This is a genomic window from Micromonospora saelicesensis (assembly GCF_900091575.1).
Taxonomy (GTDB): Bacteria; Actinomycetota; Actinomycetes; order Mycobacteriales; family Micromonosporaceae; genus Micromonospora; species Micromonospora saelicesensis.
In genome coordinates this window covers 992,147-1,013,309 of the sequence record NZ_FMCR01000001.1, presented here as the reverse complement: position 1 = coordinate 1,013,309, position 21,163 = coordinate 992,147, and the positions used below count along the sequence as shown (strand labels likewise).

Annotated in this window: 20 protein-coding genes and 1 pseudogene; 18 read left to right on the top strand and 3 right to left on the bottom strand. The window is 72.0% G+C overall.

What is annotated here, in order from left to right:
- Positions 1-57 precede the first annotated feature (57 nt).
- The 9 genes and pseudogenes from GA0070561_RS04820 (at position 58) to GA0070561_RS04780 (ending at position 7,247) form a co-directional block, all read left to right on the top strand.
- Positions 58-612 carry an RNA polymerase sigma factor gene (locus GA0070561_RS04820; protein WP_244166061.1) on the top strand — a complete coding sequence of 185 codons (555 nt, stop codon included), beginning with the start codon at positions 58-60 and terminating at the stop codon, positions 610-612.
- Positions 612-1,622: a CU044_5270 family protein gene (locus GA0070561_RS04815; RefSeq protein ID WP_091395488.1), complete on the top strand. Its 1,011-nt coding sequence runs from the start codon at positions 612-614 to the stop codon at positions 1,620-1,622. Before GA0070561_RS04820 ends, GA0070561_RS04815 begins: the two co-directional genes overlap by 1 nt.
- 220 nt (positions 1,623-1,842) lie before the next feature.
- On the top strand, positions 1,843-2,946 hold the full coding sequence (gene ssd, locus GA0070561_RS04810; protein WP_091395485.1) for a septum site-determining protein Ssd: 1,104 nt from the start codon (positions 1,843-1,845) through the stop codon (positions 2,944-2,946).
- Positions 2,943-4,154 (top strand): TadA family conjugal transfer-associated ATPase, encoded by a 1,212-nt coding sequence (locus GA0070561_RS04805; RefSeq protein WP_091395482.1) that lies wholly within the window; start codon positions 2,943-2,945, stop codon positions 4,152-4,154. The genes ssd and GA0070561_RS04805 overlap by 4 nt, the downstream gene beginning before the upstream one ends.
- A 579-nt stretch (positions 4,155-4,733) precedes the next feature.
- Positions 4,734-5,437: pseudogene (locus GA0070561_RS34685) on the top strand (type II secretion system F family protein); the annotation flags it as partial.
- Between the two features lie 182 nt (positions 5,438-5,619).
- On the top strand, positions 5,620-6,201 hold the full coding sequence (locus GA0070561_RS04795) for a type II secretion system F family protein (RefSeq protein ID WP_091397390.1): 582 nt from the start codon (positions 5,620-5,622) through the stop codon (positions 6,199-6,201).
- Positions 6,202-6,223: 22 nt separating this feature from the next.
- Positions 6,224-6,391 carry a DUF4244 domain-containing protein gene (locus tag GA0070561_RS04790; RefSeq protein ID WP_081883916.1) on the top strand — a complete coding sequence of 56 codons (168 nt, stop codon included), beginning with the start codon at positions 6,224-6,226 and terminating at the stop codon, positions 6,389-6,391.
- 83 nt (positions 6,392-6,474) lie between these two features.
- Complete coding sequence (locus GA0070561_RS04785) at positions 6,475-6,834, top strand: TadE family type IV pilus minor pilin (protein WP_091395479.1); 360 nt, start codon at positions 6,475-6,477, stop codon at positions 6,832-6,834.
- The gene (locus tag GA0070561_RS04780) at positions 6,828-7,247 is read left to right on the top strand and encodes an Rv3654c family TadE-like protein (RefSeq protein ID WP_425255880.1); all 420 of its coding nucleotides are present in this window, start codon (positions 6,828-6,830) and stop codon (positions 7,245-7,247) included. The genes GA0070561_RS04785 and GA0070561_RS04780 overlap by 7 nt, the downstream gene beginning before the upstream one ends.
- 194 nt (positions 7,248-7,441) lie before the next feature.
- Here the strand turns inward: GA0070561_RS04780 and GA0070561_RS04775 are convergent, their stop codons facing one another.
- From GA0070561_RS04775 to GA0070561_RS04765, 3 genes are all read right to left on the bottom strand, one after another.
- Positions 7,442-8,020, bottom strand: a complete 579-nt coding sequence (locus tag GA0070561_RS04775) for an LURP-one-related family protein (protein WP_091395469.1) — start codon at positions 8,018-8,020, stop codon at positions 7,442-7,444.
- A gap of 165 nt (positions 8,021-8,185) precedes the next feature.
- The gene (locus GA0070561_RS04770; protein WP_091395467.1) at positions 8,186-8,395 is read right to left on the bottom strand and encodes a hypothetical protein; all 210 of its coding nucleotides are present in this window, start codon (positions 8,393-8,395) and stop codon (positions 8,186-8,188) included.
- Positions 8,396-8,493: 98 nt separating this feature from the next.
- Complete coding sequence (locus GA0070561_RS04765) at positions 8,494-10,866, bottom strand: DEAD/DEAH box helicase (protein ID WP_373861918.1); 2,373 nt, start codon at positions 10,864-10,866, stop codon at positions 8,494-8,496.
- Positions 10,867-11,054: 188 nt separating this feature from the next.
- Here GA0070561_RS04765 and GA0070561_RS04760 point away from each other — a divergent pair, with 188 nt between their 5' ends.
- From GA0070561_RS04760 to GA0070561_RS04720, 9 genes are all read left to right on the top strand, one after another.
- A complete protein-coding gene (locus tag GA0070561_RS04760; RefSeq protein ID WP_091395433.1) occupies positions 11,055-11,411 on the top strand; it encodes an STAS domain-containing protein in 357 nt (118 codons plus the stop codon).
- Entirely contained in the window at positions 11,408-11,845 is a 438-nt protein-coding gene (locus GA0070561_RS04755; RefSeq protein ID WP_030334228.1) for an ATP-binding protein, read from the top strand. Before GA0070561_RS04760 ends, GA0070561_RS04755 begins: the two co-directional genes overlap by 4 nt.
- Positions 11,846-12,162: 317 nt before the next feature.
- Positions 12,163-14,523, top strand: coding sequence for a sodium-translocating pyrophosphatase (locus GA0070561_RS04750; protein ID WP_091395431.1), 2,361 nt, complete (start codon positions 12,163-12,165; stop codon positions 14,521-14,523).
- A gap of 103 nt (positions 14,524-14,626) precedes the next feature.
- The gene (locus GA0070561_RS04745) at positions 14,627-15,166 is read left to right on the top strand and encodes a hypothetical protein (protein WP_091395429.1); all 540 of its coding nucleotides are present in this window, start codon (positions 14,627-14,629) and stop codon (positions 15,164-15,166) included.
- Complete coding sequence (locus GA0070561_RS04740) at positions 15,157-15,909, top strand: hypothetical protein (protein ID WP_091395420.1); 753 nt, start codon at positions 15,157-15,159, stop codon at positions 15,907-15,909. The genes GA0070561_RS04745 and GA0070561_RS04740 overlap by 10 nt, the downstream gene beginning before the upstream one ends.
- Before the next feature lie 349 nt (positions 15,910-16,258).
- Positions 16,259-19,090, top strand: coding sequence for a type I DNA topoisomerase (gene topA / locus GA0070561_RS04735; protein WP_091395418.1), 2,832 nt, complete (start codon positions 16,259-16,261; stop codon positions 19,088-19,090).
- 156 nt (positions 19,091-19,246) lie between these two features.
- Positions 19,247-19,879, top strand: a complete 633-nt coding sequence (locus GA0070561_RS04730; RefSeq protein ID WP_167362338.1) for a TetR/AcrR family transcriptional regulator — start codon at positions 19,247-19,249, stop codon at positions 19,877-19,879.
- The gene (locus tag GA0070561_RS04725) at positions 19,876-20,175 is read left to right on the top strand and encodes an antibiotic biosynthesis monooxygenase (protein WP_091395413.1); all 300 of its coding nucleotides are present in this window, start codon (positions 19,876-19,878) and stop codon (positions 20,173-20,175) included. The genes GA0070561_RS04730 and GA0070561_RS04725 overlap by 4 nt, the downstream gene beginning before the upstream one ends.
- Complete coding sequence (locus GA0070561_RS04720) at positions 20,175-21,155, top strand: NADPH:quinone reductase (RefSeq protein ID WP_091395411.1); 981 nt, start codon at positions 20,175-20,177, stop codon at positions 21,153-21,155. The genes GA0070561_RS04725 and GA0070561_RS04720 overlap by 1 nt, the downstream gene beginning before the upstream one ends.
- Positions 21,156-21,163: the final 8 nt, after the last annotated feature.

Here is a 21,163-nt window from a genome sequence, read left to right as displayed (position 1 = left end):
CCGGGGCCCTCAGCGACACAAGCCACTGTGAGAGTCGCCGAGGCAATGGGGGTTCGGGTGGGTCCACCGAAGAAGCGGGACGAGGGCTGGTTCACCAGTCTCTACGCCGCCGAGTACGAGCACATCGTCCGATACGGCCTGCGCCGGCTCGCTGACCGGGATGCGTCCGCGGAGCTTGCGCAGGAGGTCTTCGTCGTCGCCTGGCGTCGCCGGGCCGAGGTGCCGGAGCGCAGCCTGCCCTGGCTGTACGGGGTGGCCCGGCGCCTTCTCGCGAACCAGTGGCGGTCGCGACGCGCCGCACCGGACCTCCTTTCGATCACCGATGTCGACCTCGAGCGACTGGCCGGATCGTCGGGTGCCGACACGAGCGTCGGGGTCGCCGACATCCGGACTGCTCTGGCCAACCTCAATGACCTCGACCAGGAAATCCTCCGGCTGGTCGGCTGGGAGGAGCTGACGGTGTCCGAGGCGGCCAAGGTTCTCGGTTGCACCGGGGCGACCGCCGCAGTGCGCCTGCATCGCGCCCGCCGCCGTCTTGCCGCAGCGATGTCGGACCGGCCCGCGCAGACCCGGCGTAGCCCGGTTTTGGTGACCATTCGAGAGGATCTGTGATGTTCGGAGCAGAGCGAACCCGTACTCTTCTCGGCCCGGCCGACCCGGCCCGGAACGCCGCCGTCGGGCCACCGCTGGTCTCGGCGCGCGAACTGATCGACCGCGCCGACGCTACCGAGACGGTGGCCGGGCGTCGTCGCGTACGCCCGACCCGCCGGCTGGTCCTGACGGCCGGGACTCTGGCTGTCGCTGCCGGTGCCGTGGCGGTGCTCCAGCCGTTCGGCGGGCCCGCACCGGATACTCCGGGCGAACCGCCGGCGGCAGCGGGATTGGTACTCGTGCCGGTCGCGTACCAGTTCGACGCGGATCCGCCGGCCGCCGGCCCGCAGCTGCGCCTGCTGGCCGACAAGATCAAAGACGCGGCGTACGACCACCAGAGCGGGCGCTACATGTATCACCACACGAAGGTGTGGGGCGATCCGGTGATGACCTCTGCCGACGGCCGCCACCACGTGGCCTTCGCCAGCGAGACGAAGATCTGGAGAGCCGCCGACGGGACCGGTAACCAGGTCATGACCCAACTGGAGCCGCAGTACCCCGACCAGGAGTCTCGGGACTACTGGCAGCGCGAGAGCATGGGGCGACCAGCAGCCACCGGCACCCCCGCACCGAAGGTCATTCCGCTGTCGCCGGAGGAGCTCACGCCGCCCTCGGCCGACCCGTCCGAGCTGCGGGAGCGGCTGAAGGTCGAGTACGGCGCGGGGGCGGCGAGCAAGTGGGTCAGCACGCTCTACGGGCAGTACGTCGTGCCGCGTGCGACCCGAGTGGCGGTCCTGCGGGTCCTCGCCGACGTGCCCGGCTTCCGCTGGCGCGGGCAGGTCACGGACCGTGCCGGCCGCAATGGAGTCGCCGTCACCTTCGACGACCGCGAACACGACCAGCAATCTCTTCTGGTCTTCGATCCGAGGACTGGCGAATTGCTCGCCCATGAGCTGTTGACGCTGTCGCCCGTGCGGATCAGCTCGTACCAGGTGATCCTCGATGCCGCTTGGACAAATCAGCCCGGCTGACCATCGACTCGCGGGGCCGCTCCTTTCGGGAGCGGCCCCGCCGTTATTGGCTCAGCGGCGCTAGCTGCGGATTTGTCCGTGCCTGTAGCAGATCAACTGTCTCGGCAAGGGTTTTCCACAGCCCACCAGGTTGTCCACAGGCGACCACATCCGGACGGTCCGGGGGGCGGATTCCGAGCACTGTCGGCGGCATACCAGAGCCCGACCGCTGGAGGCCGCGATGCCACCCCGTACCACGGTTCCGCCGATCCGCCGGCTCCCGCTGGTCGTCACCGGCGACGACGATCTGCTCGATGATGTGCTCCGGCTCGCCGCCGTGGGCGGGACCGAGGTGGAGCTCGCCCGCGACCCAGCGGCTGCCCGCACCCGGTGGCTTCCCGCGCCCCTGGTGCTGCTCGGCGCCGATCAGGCGCAGGCCTGCCTGCGCGCCCGATTGCCGCAGCGGCCCCGGCTGGTGCTGCTCGGCCGGGCTGGTCAGCTCGACCCCGGCTGGCAGATCGCCGAGCTGATCGGGGCCGAGCACGTCGCCACGCTGCCGGCCGCGGAGCCGTGGTTGGTCGACCGGTTCGCCGAACATGACCCGGACCGTCCGGCCGGCGTCGGCGCCCGGGTCGTCGCGGTCCTCGGTGGTCGGGGCGGTGCGGGCGCGAGTGTGCTCGCCGGTGGTCTTGCGGTGACCGCCGCCCGGGCCCGGCTGCGCACCCTCCTGGTCGACGCCGACCCGCTCGGCGGTGGCCTCGACCTCGTGCTGGGCTGGGAGCAGCTGGAAGGCCTGCGCTGGCCGTCGCTCACCAGCGCCGACGGACGGGTGGACGCCCCGGCGCTGGTGCAGGCCCTGCCCAGCCGAGGTGATCTCGTGGTGCTCTCCTGGGACCGCGGCGAGATGCTGCCGTTGCCGGTGACCGCCATGGCGGCGACCGTCGACGCGGCCCGACGCGGGCGGGACTTCGTGGTGATCGACCTGCCCCGACAGTTGGACGACGCGGCAGTGGTGGCCCTGCAAGCCGCCGACCAGGCGTTCGTCGTCGTACCGGCCGAGTTGCGGGCCACCGCTGCGGCCACTCGGGTGGTGGCTGCGGCCGCCCCGCACTGCGCCGCGCTGTCGGTGGTGGTGCGCGGGCCTGCGCCAGGGCGGTTGCGGGCGTCCGAGGTGGCACGCGCGCTGGGCCTCCCGCTGGCCGGCACGCTGCGCCCCGAGCCGGGGCTCTGCCGTGGGCTGGAACGGGGCGAGGCGCCGGCCGCCGGGGGCAAGGGCCCACTCGCCGCGCTCTGCCAACGGATCGTCACCGACCTCACCGGCGTGCCGGCTACGGGTGCGGCATGACCGCCGGGCCGGAGGACGGCACGCTCGCAGCCCGGGTACGGCAGCGGATCGCCGCCGCCACCACCCCGGTCACCGCGGCGGCCATCGTCTCCGCGGTACGGGCCGAGCCCGCCGCCGCGGTGCTCGGCGACACCGCCATGCTGCGGATCGCCGACCGGGTGCGCGACGACCTCGTCGGCGCCGGGCCGTTGGCGCCGCTGCTCGCCGACCCGGAGGTCACCGATGTCCTCGTCAACGGCGCCCGGGTCTGGGTCGACCGCGGGTCGGGGCTGCACCAGGTCGCCGTCCCGATGGGCTCGGTGGAGGACGTGCGCCGGTTGGCGCAGCGGCTGATCGCCAGCGCGGGGCGGCGGCTCGACGACGGCTCCCCGTACGCGGACGCGCGGCTTCCCGACGGCACCCGACTGCACGCCGTGCTGCCGCCGGTGGCGACGGAAGGTCCCTACCTGTCGCTGCGGACCTTCCGACACCGGCCGTTCACCCTCGAGGAGTTGGTGCGCCAGGGGACCGTGCCGCGACCGTTGGCACCACTGCTCGCCGCAGTCGTCGCGGCCCGCCTGGCGTACCTGGTGACCGGGGGCACCGGGTCGGGCAAGACGACCCTGCTCAACACCCTGCTGGGGATGGTGCCGGCCACCGAACGGATCGTGCTGGTGGAGGACGCCGCCGAGTTGCGTCCGGGGCATCCGCACGTGGTGGGGCTCCAGGCACGTACCGCCAATGTGGAGGGAACGGGCGTGGTCAGCCTGGCGGACCTGGTCCGGCAGGCGTTGCGGATGCGCCCGGACCGGCTCGTTGTCGGGGAGTGCCGGGGCGGTGAGGTGGTCGATCTGCTGGCCGCGCTCAACACCGGCCACGACGGGGGCGCCGGCACGCTGCACGCCAACACACCGTCGGACGTGCCGGCCCGGTTGGAGGCCCTGGGCATGTTGGGTGGGCTGCCTCGCGCCGCGCTGCACGCCCAGGTGGCCGCTGCGTTGCAGGTGCTGTTCCAGGTGCGGCGCAGCGACCGGGGTCGCGTCCTGGAGTCGGTCTGCCTGCTGCTGCCCGAGGGGCCCGAACGGATGGTGACCGTGGTGCCCGCCTGGGTGCGCGGCAGTGGGCTCGGGCTCGCCGCCCGCGCCCTCGGGGCGCTGCTGCGGGAGCGTGGGGTGGCGGTGCCGCCCATCCTCAGCGAGCCCTGGCCCGGATCGGCGGGCCCGGCATGACCGCCGAGACGATGCTGGTGGCGGCGCTGCTCCTGGTCGCCGCTGCCCTGGTGGCGTGGCCCATGCGGAGCATTCGGGCCCGTCGACGTCGAGTGCTGGCACCGGGACGGAGGGCCGGCGGCGTCGATCCGGATGACGCCCTGGTGCAGTGGATCAGGGAACTCGGTCGCACGCCGGACGGGCCGGTCGACAGCATCGGCGCTGCCCAGAGCAAGGGCCATCCGGTCGAGTCGGCAACTACTGCGGGTGCCAACGGAAGGCGTACGGCACTCGGCTGGCCCGACCGGGACGTCAGCCGCAGCCCGAGGTGGCCGGGAGCGGCAGGCGGGTTCACGCGTCCGGAGGGCCCGACGCGCCCGCCGGCCCGTCCGGATCCCCGACGCCCGATGGGCACCGCCCGCCCAGAGGTGGACCGCACCATGCTCGACGCCGAACGACGGCCGAGCGCATCGGCGGCCACGGTCACGATCGGTGTCAGCGGTGTGGACGTAACCGGTCGGAACGACATCCCCGGTCCGGCAACCGCGGATGGGCGCGGCGACCTGGACGCCGGCTGTCGGGGTGACGTGTCCGCCGGGGCGGCGTCCGCCGGGTGCGCGATCGCCGATTGCCGCGCCCACGGGCGCGTCGGCCCGACCGACAGAAGGCCGGGTACGCCTCCGTCGGCGCGCATCTCGCTATCGACGGCCCGCGTGCTGCCGGTGGTCGGTCTGCTCGGTGGCGGTGTGGGTGCCGTGGTCGGCGGTCCGGTGGCCGCGGTCGCGATGGCCGGGTACGGCACGCTGGCCGTGCGTGCCGCGCTGCGTTGGCGAGTGAACCGGAGCGCCGAGCGGAACCGACGACGTGGGCTGGACCAGCTCTGCGGCCTCGCGGCGGACTTGCGGGCCGGCCTGCCCGTCCCACACGTTCTCGAGGTCGCGGCCGTCGAGAGTGACGGGGCGAGCCGCCTACGCCAGCTGACCTCGGCGGCGGTGCGGTTGGCCGACCGGACCGGCGCGCCGTTGGCGGAGCTTCTGGAGCGGATCGAGGCGGACGCTCGGGCGACCGACCGGGGTCTGGCCGCGGCGGCGGCCCAGGCGGCCGGTGCCCGGGCCACGGCCTGGCTACTGGCGGCCCTGCCGGTTGGCGGGATCGGGCTGGGGTACGGCATCGGCGTCGACCCGATGGCGGTGCTCCTGCACAGCACCGTCGGCGGCGCCAGCGCGATTGTCGCGGTCGCCCTCCAGGTCGTGGGCCTCCTCTGGGCGGAACGGCTGGGCGCGACACCGGGGCGGGCCGGATGACGGCCCACGGCCCCGCCGGCCAGCCCAGCGCCGCCGGCCAGCGCCGCTCTGGGAGCCAACGCAGCTGGGCGAGCCCACGCAGCTGGGGGAGCCCACACAGCTGGGCCGGCCAGCGCAGCCCCGCCGGCCGGCCCAGCTCGGCGAGCCAAGCCAGCTCAACCAGGCGACGGCGGCCGGACGCGATCCGGCTCGTGGCGGTGCTGGCTGGGCTCGCCGTGGCCGTCGTCGTCGAGGGCTGGCTCGGGCTGCTCGGCGCTCTTCCGGCCGCGTTGCTGCTCGATGTCCTGTTGCGGCGGATCGAGTCGCCCGCTGTGCGTAGGCGGCGGCAGCAGGAGGCCGCAGACCTACCGCTCGCCGCTGACCTGCTGGCTGCGGCGATGCGGGCGGGCGCACCGGTGGATCGCTCGGTGTTGGCCGTCGCCGAGGCACTGGACGGACCGCTCGCCGGCCGGTTGGCCCGGGTTGGCCGCACGCTGCTGCTTGGTGGTGGCCCAGCGGAGGCATGGTCCGCGCTGGACGGCGTGCCCGGCGCGGAGCGCCTGACCGCGGCGGCGTTGCGTTCGGCCAACAGTGGTGCCGCCCTGGCCGGCGCACTGACCCGGCTCGCCGACGACCTGCGCGCCGACCGGGCCACCGCTGCCGAGGCATCGGCCCGTCGGGCGGGTGTGCTCATCGTTCTGCCGCTGGGGCTCTGCTTCCTGCCGGCGTTCATTCTCGCCGGACTCGTGCCGGTGATCGTCGCCGTTCTCGGCGATGTGCTCTGACCCATCGAGAAGGGAAACAGTCATGCGCAAACTCATCGCTCGCCTGCGCGGCGATGCCGGAATGAACACGGCCGAGTACGCCGTGGGCACCCTCGCCGCGGTGGCCTTCGCCGGGATCCTGTTGAAGGTGCTGACCTCCGGCAACGTCCAGTCGGCGCTGACCGCCGTCATCGACCGGGCACTGAAGTGATCGGGCGCCGGCGGGCCGGCCGCGATGCAGGGTCGGGCGTTCCCGAGCTGGCGGCACGCGACGGGCGGAGACTTCGCGTCCTCGTGGGGACCGTTGGCGGGGACCGGGGGTCCTTCACCGCCGAACTGGCGGCCGGCCTGCCGGCGCTGCTCCTGCTCCTGCTGGCCGGCCTGACCGCGGTCAACGCCGTCAGCGCACAGGCGGGCTGCCTGCACGCGGCCCGGGAGGCTGCGCTCGCCGCCGCCCGGGGCGCGGACGGCAGCGCGGAGGGTGCCCGGGCGGCGCCGCCGGGGGCGGCGGTGTCGGTGTCCGTCGACGGCGACCGGGTGCAGGCGACGGTACGAGCACCGGTCCGGACGTTGGGCGGCCGGCTACCGCGGATCACCGTGGTCGCCACCGCCGTTGCCGCCGTCGAGCCGGGCGCGCACGAGGGGAGTTGGTAGTGCAAAGAGATCCGTCACCGCGCTCCGGTCGAGAACCGGCTGCCGGAGGGCTCGTTGCTGGTCGGCCGGACCGGCAGCGAGGTGGAGCGACGGTCCTGCTGCTGGCGATGGGGCTCGTCCTCGTGGTGTTCGGGACGTTCGGCGCCGCCATCGTCGCCGCCGGAATGGCGCGCCAGCGGGCGGCGGTGGCAGCCGATCTTGGCGCGCTGGCCGGGGCGGCCCGGGCGCTCGACGGCGACGCTGCGGCTTGTGCGTCCGCGTCCGACCTCGCCGGGCGCAACGACGGTCGGCTGGTCGGCTGTCACCTCGACGGGCTGGACGTGCTGGTGACGGTCGAGGTGGCGTTCACGCCGCTACCCGGCCTGACCCGGGTGGCTGCGGCGAGCGCCCGTGCCGGTCCGGTGCGTGGCTGAGCCGGGCGGCTGACGGTCACGGCGGCGTCTCCGCTGCCACTGCCGCCGTGGCTGGCGGGCGTGGCCAGAGTGGAGTGCGGCCCGACGGCCTGCCGGCCGGGACTGGTCGAGGTCCCGGCCGGCAGCCGAGGAGTGGGTGGCCGCGACGGCGACCACCGAGGGTCACCGCAACGCCCTGTTCCGGGCCGGGTGTGTCAGCGGGCCTGGAGAGCGTCGAGGGCGACGGCCATCGCGATGACCAGGCGACGGTCGATCTGCGGGTTCTGCACCTCGACGATGTACTTGTCGCGCAGGCCCCACTTCTTGACCACGGTGAAGACCGGCTGGCCGTTCGCGGTGAAGTCGAAGTGGTACGGCAGCCAGGACAGCGAGTCGACAAATCGACGCAGCAGCGCCACCGGCATGCTCCGCTCCTGGCCCGTCACCTGCGGCAGCCCGCCCTGCTCGACGTGCCAGGTGGAGCGCAGCAGCGACTGGGCGAAGTCCTTGCGGAACAGGCCGATCGGGTTGCCAGCCGCGTCGGTGACGTCGTACGTGGCACCGAGGTCGATGCGCTGGCGGGCCTTGAAGCCGAGCAGAGGCTGCTGCTTGGAGTCGTCCGTGTAGATGGTCACCTGCTCCTTGAAGGCGAGCCGCTTCTGCTGCGCGAACGCCAGCAGCTCACCCTCGGTGCCGTCGGGGGAGACCGCCCGGACCTCGTACTGGTTGACCATCATGCGCAGTCGCTGGCGGATGTGGAACTGGTGCTGGCCCTGCAAGTTGTCGAGCTGCATGTGTACTCCTCTGGGGGTTGGTGCGCCGGAGTCTCGCACAGCCCGACAACCATCGTGCCCCCTGCTATCCATGATCAGTTGCTGCTGGGTAGCCGTCGAGGTCGCCGGACGACTACCCAGCACGGAGTGATCACTGGTGCCCTAGCAGGATCACTCCGAAAGACCTCAGCGACTGTCGGCGGAGGTCGCGGCCCGCAGCGCCCAGGTGTTGAGGACCTGGTGGATGCCGCGCAGCCGCTCGTTGATCTGTTCCAGCCGTTCCGCCTGGGCCAGGGCGGCCAGTGCCGACCCCAGCGCGATCTGCTGGTCGAGGGTGAGATTGTCCTGGTCGATGGTGTAGAGCAGGTCGACGGTCTCGGCGATGGTGTCGGCCACAGCTTCTCCTCGGGCACGGGGGGCGATAGCAACATTGGCATCGATGGAAGCGCTCCCACATCATTGTGCCCCGTGCCATGCCGATTCATGCAAGCCGCTCAGTCCGGCAGGTTCGTCAGCACCACGTCGAGTACGCGGATCGCGTCCGGCTTGGAGAGGGGGTTGTTGCCGTTGCCGCATTTCGGTGACTGCACGCAGGACGGGCAGCCGGCCTCGCAGCCGCACTCCGCGATCGCGTCCCGGGTGGCCCGCAGCCACGCCGCCGCCGTCCCGTACGCCCGCTCGGCGAACCCGGCGCCACCCGGATGCCCGTCGTAGACGAAGACGGTCGGCGCCTCGGTGTCCGGGTGCAGCGCGGTGGAGAGCCCACCGATGTCCCACCGGTCGCAGGTCGCCATCAGCGGCAGCAGGCCGATCGCGGCGTGTTCGGCGGCGTGCAGCGCACCCGGCACGTCGGCCGGCTGGACCCCGGCGAGGGCCAACGACTGCGGTGACAGGGTGAACCAGACCGCCACCGTGCGCAGCTCCCGGGTGGGCAGGTCGAGCGGCCGGGTGTCGATCACCTCGCCGGTGGCGATCCGCCGCCGCTGGTACGACACGACCTGACTGGTCACATCGACCTCGCCGAGGAACATGCCGACCGGCCCGGCATCCACGTAGGAGCGCACCGACACCACTGACACGTCGGTGACGTCGCGGGCGTGGGTGGACCAGTCCGGTTCCTCGGCACGCACCAGCGCGCAACCGTCGGCCAGGTCGAGCTGGTCGACCACGTACGAGACGCCCTGGTGCAGATAGACCGCGCCGGAGTGCAGCAGGAAGTGCGACGAGCCGCCGTCGACGGTGCCGAGCAGTCGGCCGGTCGACGACTCCACCACGGCGACCGGGGCGCCGCCCTCGCCGCGCAGGTCCACCTCGGGCCGCTCCCGGTGCCGCCAGTACCAACCGGTGGGCCGCTGCCGCAGCGCCCCCGCCGCGACCAGCTCGTCGACCGCCTCCTTCGCCCCCTCGCCGAAGAGCACCAGGTCGGCAGGGGTGAGCGGCGCCTCCACCGCGGCGCAGGCGAGCTGCGGTGCCAGCACGTACGGGTTGGCCGGGTCGAGCACCGTCGCTTCCACCGGCGCGCCGAAGATCGCCTCCGGGTGGTGCACCAGGTAGGTGTCCAGGGGGTCGTCCCGGGCCACCAGCACCGCGAGGGCCTCCTGCCCGGAACGCCCGGCGCGGCCCGCCTGCTGCCACAGCGACGCCCGGGTGCCCGGGTAGCCGCAGATCAGCACCGCGTCGAGCCCGACTAGATCCACGCCCAGCTCCAGCGCGTTGGTCGAGGCCAGGCCGAGCAGGTCGCCGGTCAGCAGGGCCCGTTCCAGCTCGCGCCGCTCCTCCCGCAGGTAACCGCCCCGGTAGGCGGCCACCCGGTCGCCGAGCCCCGGCACCGCGTCGTCCAGCGCTCGACGCGCGTTGGCGGCCACCACCTCGGCACCCTTGCGGGAGCGGACGAACGCGAGGGTGCGTACCCCCTCGGCGACCGTGTCGGCGAGCAGGTCCGCGGTCTCGCGCAGCGCCGACCGGCGGACCTGGTGAAGCTCGTCGTGCTCGCCGGTCGCCTGTGGCGGCACCGGAGAAGAAGCCGACGAGTCGGGTGGCAGTAGCGGCGGTTCCCAGAGTGCGAAGGTCACCCCGCCGCGGGGGGAGGCGTCCTCGGTGACCGCTGTCACCGGCAGGCCGGTCAGCCGTCCGGCCGCGGTGGCCGGGTCGCCGGAGGTGGCCGAGGCGAGCACGAACACCGGGGTGGCCCCGAACCGGGCGCACTGCCGGCGCAGCCGACGCAGCACGTGCGCGACGTGCGAGCCGAACACGCCCCGGTAGGTGTGGCACTCGTCGATCACCACGTACGCGAGTCGGCGCAGGAAACCGGACCACTGGGCGTGCCCGGGCAGGATGCCGTGGTGCAGCATGTCCGGGTTGGTCAGCACGAACCGGGAGTGCCGGCGGATCCACTCCCGCTCGGTGCGCGGAGTGTCCCCGTCGTAGCAGGCGGGGCGGACCCCCTCCAGCTCCAGCGCGGCGACGGCGCGCAACTGGTCCGCGGCGAGGGCCTTGGTCGGCGCGAGGTAGAGCACTGTGGCCCGGGGGTCGGCGAGCAGTGTGGCCAGGGCGGGTAGCTGGTACGCCAGTGACTTGCCGGACGCGGTGCCGGTGGCGACGACCACGTGCTGGCCCTCGTACGCCAGGTTGGCCGCCTCGGCCTGGTGCTGCCAGGGCGCGACCACGCCGCGCCCTGTGAACGCCGCCCGCAACTCCGCCGGTGCCCACGACGGCCACGGCGCGGGCACCCCGGCGCGGGCCGGCACCCGCTCGACGTGGGTGACCGGGTCGGCGGCGCCCCGGGCGCGTAGCCGGCGCAGCAGGTCGGTCGGCGTTGGCCCGGGGCCGGGACCAGCGGATACGGTGGCCGCGGACGACGACTCCAGGTCGTGGCGCGGCGTGCCGCGCGCGGAGCTGAAGTCGTTGGAGGTCACGCCCTGCACTCTCGCACTGGTGTTCGGAGATGAAAAGTCGGACACCGGGGTAAGGGGAAGCCTCCGCTGGCGTTCGCAGGCCGCCCCGGCGGTAGTGGTTAGATGCCCACGAGAGTTTACGGCTCTGGCGAGGAGGACCGATGGAGCTGTCACTGGCGACCCGCACCGTGGGCGAGCACACGGTGCTCGAGGTCGGTGGTGAGGTGGACGTCTACACCGCGCCCCGGCTCCGTGAACGACTCCTCGAACTGATCGACGGTGGCGCCCGTCACGTGGTGGTCGACCTCGGTCGGGTGGATTTCCTCGACTCCACCGGGCTGGGCGTGCTGGTCGGCGCGCTCAAGCGGCTCCGCTCGGCGAGCGGTTCGTTCGCGCTGGTCTGCGACAAGGAGCCGTTGCTCAAGATCTTCCGGATCACCGCGCTGGACCAGGTGTTTCCGCTGCACCCGACGGTCGACGCGGCGATCAGCGCCGACTCGGCGGGCGCCGGCGCGTGATGGCGACAGTCAAGCTTTCGTTCTCGCCCGCTCCGGTGCACGTGCGCACCGCCCGCCTGGTCGGCGTCGCCGTCGCCCGGCGGGCCGGGGTGCGGGAGGACCTGCTGGACGAGGTGCGCCTGGCCATCGGTGAGGCGTGCACGCGCGCGGTGGCCCTGCACCGGCAGTACGGCCTGGCCGATCCGGTGCTGGTCGAGATGTCCGACGGTGGCTCGTACGCCGTGCGGGTGGTGGACCGGGCGCCGATCGAGGCGGGTATCGGTCTGACCGCGCTGCCGCCGGACGAGCTGGCCAACGAGTCGCTGACCGATGAGGCGCTGACCACCGGCGTGGGCTTCGCGCTGCTCGCCGGTTTCGTCGAGGACCTCCAGGTGCGCCCGGTCGACGAGGGCATCGGCACCGAGGTACGGATGGTGTGGCCGGTCGGCCGCTGACGAGTTCCGCTGCGTAAGGCCGCGTCCCCTGCTGGGGATGCGGCCTTCTTTGCATGGATGGGGCCCTATATCAGATTTCGTTTCATAACACAGCGACGAAGATCATCGCGACACGGTGCCACCTGGGTGTGACCTCCAACACTGCGGAGGGCTACAGTACCCGGGTTGTCAGCAAGTGACCTATCCCGCAGCCAGCGGGTATGGGTGTTCATCGCTGGTCCGCTGGTGGGTTGGCGCGCGCTTGCGAGTCCGCATCCAGGCGTCGGTCAGTGCGTCTCCACTCACCGGCGCGATTGTTCGGTAACAGGAGGACACAGATGTCCGAGACCTTGGCCGCCGACGGCGGCGGGCTTTCCCTTACCGGAAGCAATGTCACCTACGTCGTCATCGCCGCGGTTGTCGCGCTGGTGGCACTCGGTTTCGCTGCCGCCCTGACAAAAACGGTGCTGGCCGCTGGTAAGGGCACCGAGAAAATGCAGGAGATCTCGGGGGCGGTCCAGGAGGGCGCCTCCGCCTACCTGCTCCGTCAGTTCCGCACCCTGGCGATCTTCGTCGTCGTCGCCGTCGTGCTGCTCTTCCTGCTTCCGGTGCACGACACCGATGGCAGTGAGCTCGCTGTGAAGATCGGCCGCTCACTCTTCTTCGTGGTGGGCGCCCTGTTCAGCGCGTTCATCGGCGGCGCCGGCATGTGGTTGGCCACCCGCGCCAACCTGCGCGTGGCCGCCGCCGCGCGGGAGCGAGTAGGCGGCCGCGAGGCCGCCATGAAGATCGCCTTCCGGACCGGTGGCGTCGTCGGCTTCCTCACCGTCGGCCTCGGCCTCTTCGGTGCGGCGCTGGTCGTCCTCGTCTACCGGGGTGACGCGCCCACCGTGCTGGAGGGCTTCGGCTTCGGCGCCGCGCTGCTCGCGATGTTCATGCGGGTCGGCGGCGGCATCTTCACCAAGGCCGCCGACGTCGGCGCCGACCTGGTCGGCAAGGTCGAGCAGGGCATCCCCGAGGATGACCCGCGCAACGCCGCCACCATCGCCGACAACGTGGGCGACAACGTCGGTGACTGCGCCGGCATGGCCGCCGACCTGTTCGAGTCGTACGCGGTCACGCTGGTCGCCGCGCTGATCCTCGGCCGCGCCGCCTTCGGCGAGCAGGGCCTGGTCTTCCCGCTGATCATCTCCACCATCGGCGTGCTGATCGCGATCGTCGGCGTCTTCATCACCCGTTTGCGCGCGTCCGACCGTAACGCCCTGACCGCGATCAACCGGGCCTTCTACCTGTCGGCGGTGCTCTCCGCGGTGCTGGTGGCGATCGCCGCCTACGCGTACCTGCCGGCGACCTTCGGCGAGTTCGACAGTGGCCTCACCGACGCCCCCGGCAACCCGCGACTGGTGGCCATCGGCGCGGTCGTGATCGGCATCGTGCTGGCCGCCGCGATCCAGGCGCTGACCGGCTATTTCACCGAGACCAAGCGCCGACCGGTGCAGGACATCGGCAAGAGCTCGCAGACCGGTGCGGCGACAGTGATCCTGGCCGGCATCAGCATCGGTCTGGAGTCGGCGGTCTACTCGGCGCTGCTGATCGGTGCCGGCGTCTTCGGCGCCTTCCTGCTCGGCGGCAGCTCCATCACGCTGTCGCTGTTCGCGGTGGCGCTGGCCGGCACCGGCCTGCTCACCACTGTCGGCGTGATCGTCGCGATGGACACCTTCGGGCCGATCTCCGACAACGCCCAGGGCATCGCCGAGATGTCCGGCGACATCGACGAGCACGGCGCTCGCACGCTGACCGAGCTGGACGCGGTCGGCAACACCACCAAGGCGATCACCAAGGGCATCGCGATCGCCACGGCGGTGCTCGCCGCTACCGCGCTGTTCGGCTCGTACACCGACACGCTCAGCAGCGCGTACGCGACGGCTGGCGTGGGCGACGTCGGCAACGAGATCCTCAACGCGCTGAACGTGGCGAACCCGCGCAACCTGGTCGGTTTGATCATCGGCGCGGCGGTGGTCTTCCTCTTCTCCGGGTTGGCCATCAACGCGGTGTCCCGCTCGGCCGGTGCCGTGGTGATGGAGGTCCGCCGGCAGTTCCGTGAGCTGCCCGGCATCATGGACGGCACCCAGCGCCCGGAGTACGGCAAGGTCGTCGACATCTGCACCCGGGACGCGCAGCGCGAGCTGATGACCCCTGGCCTGCTCGCCATCCTGGCGCCGATCGCTGTCGGCTTCGGCCTCGGGCCCGGCGCGCTCGCGGCGTACCTGGCCGGTGCGATCGGTGCCGGCACGCTGATGGCGGTGTTCCTGTCCAACTCCGGTGGGGCCTGGGACAACGCCAAGAAGCTGGTCGAGGACGGCGCGTACGGCGGCAAGGGCTCCGAGGCGCACGCCGCCACGGTCATCGGCGACACCGTCGGCGACCCGTTCAAGGACACCGCCGGCCCGGCGATCAACCCGCTGCTCAAGGTGATGAACCTGGTCTCGCTGCTGATCGCTCCCGCCGTGGTGGCCTGGAGCGTCGGCGACGAGCGCAACGTCGGCCTGCGGGTCGGCATCGCGCTGGTCGCGACGCTGATCATCGTGGCGTCGGTGGTGTTCAGCAAGCGCAAGGGCATCGCGATGTCCGACTCGGACGCCGATGGCAACACCGGCGCGGGCAGCACCGATCACCGCCCGGAGACGGTCAACGCCTGATCCACTAACGGCCCGGGGTCCCCGGTCGACGGCTACGTCGACCGGGGATCCCGGGCCGTCCGGCCCGATGCCACACCTGGCCAAAGGCCGTACGCTGCAACGCATGCGTACGTGCCGGGCGTCTGCCGCCGGAAAGCTCACGGTGGTCCTGGCCACGATCGTCGTCCTGGCCGGCTGCGGCGGAGGTCCCAGCCCACGGGCCTGGGCGGCCTCGGTCTGCGGCGCCCTCACCCCGTGGCGCTCCGAGATCAACAAGCTGACCAGCAGCACTGACGAGCAGATGACCGCGCAGACCACGCCGGCGCAGGCCAAGGAGAACCTGGTGCGGCTCTTCGACGGGGCGGAGCAGGCCAGCGAGGCCGCTCGCCGCAAGGTGGAGAAGGCGGGCATCCCGGAGGCGGAGAACGGCGAGGCCATCTCCGCGGGTTTCCGCAGCTCCTTGGGGAAGATGCGGGACGCGTACGGTCGCGCCCGGGACACCATCGACGGCCTGGGCACCGGCGAGCCGACCGCCTTCTACGACGGCGTGCGGGCCGCCGTGGAGACCCTCAACAAGGAGTACGACGCCAGCGCGCTGGACACCAGCAAGCTCAACTCCGAGGAGTTGAAACAGGCATTCGACGAGGTGCCGGAGTGTCGCTGAGCGGGCTCGGTGACACCGGGAAGGCACAGCCTCCCCCGGCGCTGTTCCCCGCGCCCGAGTCCGACACGCCCACTCCCGGGCGACGCCGCGGCGGCGCGCCGCAGAACCGCTCGTCGGAGGACGGCCCAGTTCAGAACGGCCCGCCCCAGACTGACGACGCGGGCCGGCAACTTGTCTTCTTCGGCGCGGACGCGGCCGAACCGACAGTCGCCGACCTGGCCGGGCTGCTCGCCGGGCCGGGTGAGGTGGTCCGGATGGGCGGCACCGCCCGGCTCTCGGTGCAGGTGGACGCCGCCTGGCGGGTGCACGTGCTCGTCGCCGAGCTGGCGTCGCGTGGGCTGGCGGCGAGCTGGGAGCCGACCGAGGGCGCGCGACACGCCGTTCGTACGTCGTACACCCGGGTCTTGAAGCCGCTCGCGGCCGCCTGGCTGCACGGTACGACGAAACGCCCGCCGGCCGCCTTCCACCTGACCGGCCGGCGGTTGCGGCTGTGGCTCGCCGCCGCCGGGACGCCGGAGCCTCCGGACTGCTTCCTGTTGCGTCTGGGCGCCGAGGACAAGGAGTGTTGGGAGCCGATCGGCGTGGCGCTCGCCTCGGCGGGGCTGGCTGGGACGCTGCTCGGCCCGGGTGAGGGCGGCCCGGCGTACCGGATCGCCGGCCGGCGCCGGTTGGCGCGGCTCGCCGAGTTGGTCGGCGGCGCGCCGAGCGCGGCGCCGGCCGATGCCTGGCCGACCCGGCCCTGAATCGGTCATTCCGCCCAGGTCGGCGCTGCCCGCCCGGTGTCCGGTGCCGGACAGCCGGCGGGTCGATCCAGGCGGAAAACGGGCGGGTCGGGCCTCGGTCATGGGTCCGCCATCGTCACAGTGACCCGCTTCGAGCCCTACCCACGGTGTACGGTGGCGCCGTCCGGCAGTGCTGAGCGCAGCGGGGCGGCGTCGACCGCCGCCTTGAAGCGGTTTGCGGCCCGCGAAACCCGAAACGCGGGCGGCGCGTTACGTTGGACATCCGGACCGCCGGTGCGACGGCGGGGTCGAAAGCGGTCGCTGTCCGGGCGCCGGCAGACCACGAGCAGGAGTGAGGTCGGGGAGAGACGTGCCGAGCAACGCTGGAACCACCCGTCTGGTCATCGTCGAGTCACCGGCGAAGGCCAAGACGATCTCGGGCTACCTTGGCCCGGGGTACGTCGTGGAGGCCAGCTTCGGTCACGTCCGCGACCTGCCGCGCAACGCCGCCGATGTGCCGGCCAAGTACAAGAAGGAACCCTGGGCCCGGCTCGGGGTGGACGTCGACAACGGCTTCCAGGCGCTCTACGTCGTCTCCGCCGACCGTAAGCAGCAGATCAGCAAGCTGGTGAAGCTGGCCAAGGAAGTCGACGAGATCTTCCTGGCGACGGATGAGGACCGCGAGGGCGAGGCGATCGCCTGGCACCTGGTCGAGACGCTCAAGCCCAAGGTCCCGGTCAAGCGGATGGTCTTCCACGAGATCACCAAGCCGGCGATCCAGGCGGCGGTGGCCAACCCCCGGGAGATCGACCGCGACCTGGTCGACGCCCAGGAGGCACGCCGGATCCTCGACCGCCTGTACGGCTACGAGGTCTCCCCGGTGCTGTGGAAGAAGGTCATGCCGCGGCTCTCGGCAGGCCGGGTGCAGTCCGTGGCGACCCGCATCGTGGTCGAGCGGGAGCGGCAGCGGATGGCCTTCCGCACCGCCGAATACTGGGACATCCTGGCCACCCTCGCGGTGGCCAACGCCGGCGAGGGCCCGCGTGCGTTCAACGCCACCCTGATCGCCCTGAACGGCGACCGGATCGCCACCGGTAAGGACTTCGAGCCGACCACCGGTCGCGTCCGGGCCGGCGCTGGCGTCGTGCACCTCGACGAGAGTGGCGCCCGGGGTCTCGCGGCCCGACTGGAGGGGCGGCCGTTCACCGTCACCCGGGTCGAGGAGAAGCCCTACCGCCGCCGCCCGTACGCGCCGTTCATCACCTCGACCCTCCAGCAGGAGGCGGCCCGCAAGCTGCGCCTGTCCTCGCAGCAGACGATGCGCACCGCGCAGCGCCTGTACGAGAACGGCTACATCACCTATATGCGTACCGACTCGGTCAACCTGTCGGAGACCGCCATCTCGGCGGCCCGCCGGCAGATCGTCGAGCTGTACGGCGAGCGCAGCGTTCCGCCGGAGCCGCGCCGCTACACCGGCAAGGTGAAGAACGCGCAGGAGGCGCACGAGGCGATCCGCCCGGCGGGGGACAACTTCCGTACCCCAGGCGAGGTGGCCAAGGAGCTGTCCGCCGAGGAGTTCAAGCTCTACGAGCTGATCTGGCGGCGCACCATCGCCTCGCAGATGACCGACGCGGTCGGCTCCAGCGTGTCGGTGCGCATCCGGGCGGTCTCCACCTCGCAGGAGGAAGCCGACTTCGGCGCGACCGGCAAGACCATCACCGACCCGGGCTTCCTGCGCGCCTACGTCGAGTCCAGCGACGACGAGAACGCCGAGGCCGAGGACGCCGAGCGCCGGCTGCCCACCCTGGTCAAGGACCAGCCGCTGACCGCCGACGAGCTGGCCGCGCAGGGCCACCACACCCAGCCGCCGTCGCGCTACACCGAAGCGTCGCTGGTCAAGGCCCTGGAAGAGCTGGGGATCGGCCGCCCGTCCACCTACGCGTCGATCATGCAGACGATCCAGGACCGGGGATACGTCACCAAGCGCGGCCAGGCGATGATCCCGACCTTCCTGGCCTTCGCGGTGATCGGGCTGATGGAGCGGCACTACCCCCGCCTCATCGACTACGACTTCACGGCCACCATGGAGAACGAGCTGGACGAGATCGCCGGCGGTGACCACGCGGCGGTCGACTTCCTCACGGCGTTCTACTTCGGCAGCTCCAACGGTGCCGGCGACCAGGACATCGCCCGTTCCGGTGGGCTCAAGAAGCTGGTCACCGAGAACCTCAGCGACATCGACGCCCGCAGCGTCAACTCCATCCCGCTCTTCACCGACGACGACGGCCGCGAGGTCGTGGTGCGGGTCGGCCGCTACGGGCCGTACCTGCAACGTGAACTGCCCGGCGGTGAGCAGCCGGCACCGGCTGCCGAGGGCGAGGAGGGCGGCTCCCAGGGTGACCGGGCGCCGATCCCCGAGGGCCTGGCCCCGGACGAGCTGACGCCGGAGAAGGTGCACGAGCTGTTCCTGGGCGGCAGCGGCGAGCGCAAGCTCGGCGACGACCCCGGCACCGGCGAGCCGATCGTGCTCAAGTCCGGCCGGTTCGGCCCGTACGTGTCCAGCGGTGAGCGGAAGTCGTCGCTGCTGCGTACGCAGACCCCGGACTCGCTGACCCTGGAGGAGGCGCTCAAGCTGCTCAGCCTTCCCCGGCTGATCGGTGTCGCGCCGGACGGCGTCGAGGTCTTCGCGAACAACGGTCGCTACGGCCCGTACGTCAAGCAGGGTGAGGAGTTCCGTTCGCTGGACTCCGAGGACAAGATGTTCACCGTCACGCTGGACGAGGCGCTGGCTCTGCTGGCCGCCCCGAAGGCGCGTGGACGGCGAGCCGCGGCACCGCCGTTGCGCGAGATGGGCGTGGACCCGGCCACCGAGAAGCCGATGGTGATCAAGGACGGCCGGTTCGGCCCGTACGTCACCGACGGGGAGTTCAACGCGTCGCTGCGGCGCGGGCAGACTCCCGAGGCGCTGACCATCGAGGAAGCATCCGAGATGCTGGCCGAGAAGCGGGCGAAGGGCCCGGCGCCGAAGAAGAAGGCGGCGGCGAAGAAGGCCCCCGCCAAGAAGGCCACGGCCACCAAGAAGACGGCCGCCGCCAGCAAGTCCACGGCCGCGAAGAAGACCACCACGGCCAAGGCGACGGCGGCGAAGAAGGCTCCGGCGAAGAAGGCCGCCCCGCGCAAGGCCGCGACCAGCACGGAGTAGCCCCCGCGCCGGGTGGCGCTTGTTCCGACGCTCCAGATCTTGGACAGTTCCGTCTTGCCTGAACGGAAACTGTCCAAGATCTATTTTGTGGTGTTCCGGGTCACGTGTGAGGCTGAGGCCTTCGCGGTTTCGCCGGTACCGCCGTACCGTATGGCCATGCCGACAAGGAAGAGGCGTGCGGGCGGAGAGAAGCGGGAGGCCGTCCTCGACGCGGTGGCGGGTGTGCTGGCCACCCGCGGGTACGAGAACACCCGCTTCACGGACGTGTCCGCTGCCGGCGGGGTCGCGATCAGCACCCTGCAGACCTACTTCGGCTCCCGCGAAGACATGATCATCGAGGCCATGCAGGTGTTCACCGACCGGGAGGTGGAGGCCCTTCGGGCGGTGTCCGCCGCCGAGGCCGATCCGTGGCGACGACTTGTCGCGCTTGTCGACCGCAGCCTGCACAACTCGGAGAGCACCCGGCAGGTCCTGGTCGAGTTCTGGCGCTCCGCGATGCGCGACGACGAGCTGCGCGACTACAGCGCCACCGTGCAGCAGCGCTACCGGGAGCCCTTCCTGGCCGCCGTCCGGGAGGGCGTTGCCCGGGGGGCGTTCACGCTGGCCCACGACGCCGAGGCGGTGACGGACCTCCTGCTCTCGGCGCTGGCCGGTCTGATCATCTCGCGGGTCCAGCACCACCCCACTCCGGCACCCGCGAACTTCCGCGACGTCCTACTGGCTCAGCTAGGACTGATGCTGGGCGTCAACGACTCCGAACCAACACCCGAACGGATCGAGGCACGATGACCACCGTCGAGATCACCCGGTTCCGCGTTCCCGCCGAGCGCGCGGACGATCTGCTGGCCGCGCGGCCGGCGATGCTGCGCGACTTCCAGGCCGATCGCGCAGGCTTCCTCGGCGCACGGCTGATCCGGTTGGCGGCCGACGAGTGGCTGGACATCGTCTTCTGGGGTTCGTCCGAGGACTACGCCGAATCCCGCCGCCGGGGCGCGAACCGGCCCGGCATCCAGACGTTCTTCTCGCTGATCGATTCGGTGATCAGCACCGAGGAGGGCACGACGACCGACGTGGTGGGTGCGTGATGCGTGCCGCGTGGTACGACCGGCAGGGTCCGGCGCGCGAGGTGCTCGAGGTCGGTGAGCTACCCGACCCGTGGCCAGGCGAGGGCGAGGTGAGGGTCCGGGTGTCGGTCTCCGGAATCCACGTCGGTGACCTGGGTAAACGGCAGGGCTGGTGGGGGTCCACGATGACGTTCCCCCGGGTCGTCCCGCACGGAGACGGCGCCGGAGTGATCGATGCGGTCGGGCTGGGCGTTGATCCGTCGCGGATCGGCGAACGGGTATGGGTCTATCTCGCCCAGTCGTACCGCCCCTTCGGGACCGCCGCCGAATACACGGTGGTGCCCGCTCGGCACGCCGTGCCGCTGCCCGCCGGGGTGCCGTACGAGCAGGCGGCCGGGCTGGGCATCCCGGGCATCACCGCCCACCGGGCGATCTTCGGCGACGGGCCGGTGACCGGCCAGCGGGTCCTCGTCACCGGAGCCCTCGGCGCGGTCGGGCGGGCCGCGCTCGCGGTGGCCCGTCGGGGCGATGCCATCGTGATCGCGACAGTACGCAGCCCGGAGCAGGTCGAACACGCGCTGGCCGCGGGCGCGCACCACGCGCTCGACACCGCCGGTGGAGACATGGCCACCCGAATCCTCGACTACACAGGTGGGGAACCGATCGATCGGGTCGCCGAGTTGGCGTTCGACGCGAACATGGCGACCAACCTGGAGGTGCTCCGCAACGGCGGGGTGATCGCCACCTACGCGACCGGCGCGGCCGAGCCAACCGTCCCGTACTGGCCGCTCGGCTTCAAGAACATCACCGTCCGGTTCCTCAGCAACGACGACTTCCCGGAGGCAGCGAACGAGGCCGCCGCGGGTGAACTGACCTCCGCGCTGGTCGCCGGCGATCTGCGTTACCCCATCGCCGCCCGCCTTCCGTTGGCGGAGATCGCACAGGCGCACGAGCTGGCCGAACACAGCTCGGCCAGCGGCCGGATCGTCCTGGACATCTGAAGGGCCCC

Bases quoted from the DNA above. Each gene is read 5' to 3' on its own strand.
- GA0070561_RS04720 (WP_091395411.1), top strand. From the start codon at position 20,175: ATGCGTGCCGCGTGGTACGACCGGCAGGGTCCGGCGCGCGAGGTGCTC.
- GA0070561_RS04790 (WP_081883916.1), top strand. From the start codon at position 6,224: ATGCGCAAACTCATCGCTCGCCTGCGCGGCGATGCCGGAATGAACACG.
- GA0070561_RS04775 (WP_091395469.1), bottom strand. From the start codon at position 8,020: ATGCAGCTCGACAACTTGCAGGGCCAGCACCAGTTCCACATCCGCCAG.
- GA0070561_RS04730 (WP_167362338.1), top strand. From the start codon at position 19,247: ATGCCGACAAGGAAGAGGCGTGCGGGCGGAGAGAAGCGGGAGGCCGTC.
- GA0070561_RS04745 (WP_091395429.1), top strand. From the start codon at position 14,627: ATGCGTACGTGCCGGGCGTCTGCCGCCGGAAAGCTCACGGTGGTCCTG.
- ssd (WP_091395485.1), top strand. From the start codon at position 1,843: ATGCCACCCCGTACCACGGTTCCGCCGATCCGCCGGCTCCCGCTGGTC.
- GA0070561_RS04750 (WP_091395431.1), top strand. From the start codon at position 12,163: ATGTCCGAGACCTTGGCCGCCGACGGCGGCGGGCTTTCCCTTACCGGA.
- GA0070561_RS04815 (WP_091395488.1), top strand. From the start codon at position 612: ATGTTCGGAGCAGAGCGAACCCGTACTCTTCTCGGCCCGGCCGACCCG.
- GA0070561_RS04725 (WP_091395413.1), top strand. From the start codon at position 19,876: ATGACCACCGTCGAGATCACCCGGTTCCGCGTTCCCGCCGAGCGCGCG.
- GA0070561_RS04805 (WP_091395482.1), top strand. From the start codon at position 2,943: ATGACCGCCGGGCCGGAGGACGGCACGCTCGCAGCCCGGGTACGGCAG.
- GA0070561_RS04760 (WP_091395433.1), top strand. From the start codon at position 11,055: ATGGAGCTGTCACTGGCGACCCGCACCGTGGGCGAGCACACGGTGCTC.